Below are 1102 nucleotides of genomic sequence, written 5' to 3'. Positions count from 1 at the left end.
CTCTCCGGATCTGCGGGCGAAGCCGCGCAGGGCCGCACGGCCTATGCGCTCTGCCGCCCGCCCGGCCACCACGCCTATGCGGCGCGGGCCGGCGGCCATTGCTACGTCAACAACGCCGCCCTCGCCGCCCAGGCGCTGCGCGAGGCCGGTGCCGCGCGCGTCGCCGTGCTCGACATCGACAGCCACCACGGCAACGGCACGCAGGGCATCTTCTGGGAGCGCGGCGACGTGCTCACCGTGTCGGTGCATGGCGACCCGAACCGCTACTACCCGTGGTTCGTGGGCCACCGGGAAGAGCACGGCGCGGGCCCCGGCGATGGATGCAACCTAAACCTCCCGCTCGCCCAGGGCAGCGGCGACGCCGACTGGCTCGCCGCGATCGCGACGGGCCTCGCCGCCATCGCCGCCTTCCGCGCCGACGCGCTGGTGCTCTCGCTCGGCTTCGACGCGTCGGAGCACGAGCCGCTCGGCTTCCTGCGCGTGACCGAGGACGGCTTCGCCCGCGCCGCCGCCGCCATCTCCGCTTCACGCCTGCCGACGGCGATCGTGCAGGAAGGCGGCTACAACGTCGACGTCATCGGGGCGCTTCTCGCGCGCTTCCTCGGCGCCTGGGATGGCTGATTTCGGTTGATCCTCGGCACGGAACCATCAACCCTGGGTTCCGTGACCATCGCCCGCATCCCGACCTTCGCCTTCAGCGGCATCGAAGCCGTGCCGGTGGAGGTGCAGGTGCAGATCGCGCCCGGCCTGCCCGCCTTCCTCGTCGTCGGGCTTCCCGACAAGGCGGTTGGCGAATCCCGCGAACGCGTGCGCGCGGCGCTGACCGCCATCGGCCTCTCCCTGCCGCCGAAGCGGGTCATCGTGAACCTCGCCCCGGCCGACCTGCTGAAGGAAGGCAGCCATTTCGACCTGCCATTGGCGCTCGGCGTGCTCGCCGCGATGGAGGTGGTCCCGCGCGACGCGGTGGCGGAACACGCCGCGCTCGGCGAGCTTGCGCTCGACGGGACGCTCGCGCCGGTCGCCGGCGTGCTGCCTGCCGCGATCGCCGCCGGCGCGCGCGAGCTCGGCCTGATCTGCCCCGCCGCGCAGGGACCGGAGGCCG

1 protein-coding gene and 1 pseudogene are annotated in these 1102 nt (G+C 73.4%); both read left to right on the top strand.

The features are described 5' to 3' along the window. Positions 1-621, top strand: a pseudogene (locus L2I40_RS23550) (histone deacetylase family protein); the annotation flags it as partial. A gap of 42 nt (positions 622-663) precedes the next feature. Next, positions 664-1102: magnesium chelatase domain-containing protein (locus tag L2I40_RS23545; RefSeq protein ID WP_272911013.1), on the top strand; the 439-nt coding region annotated here is incomplete at its 3' end.

Origin of the sequence: Falsiroseomonas oryziterrae (assembly GCF_021864505.1) — a bacterium.
Classification (GTDB): Bacteria; Pseudomonadota; Alphaproteobacteria; order Acetobacterales; family Acetobacteraceae; genus Falsiroseomonas; species Falsiroseomonas oryziterrae.
This window is presented reverse-complemented; position numbering and strand designations above follow the sequence as displayed.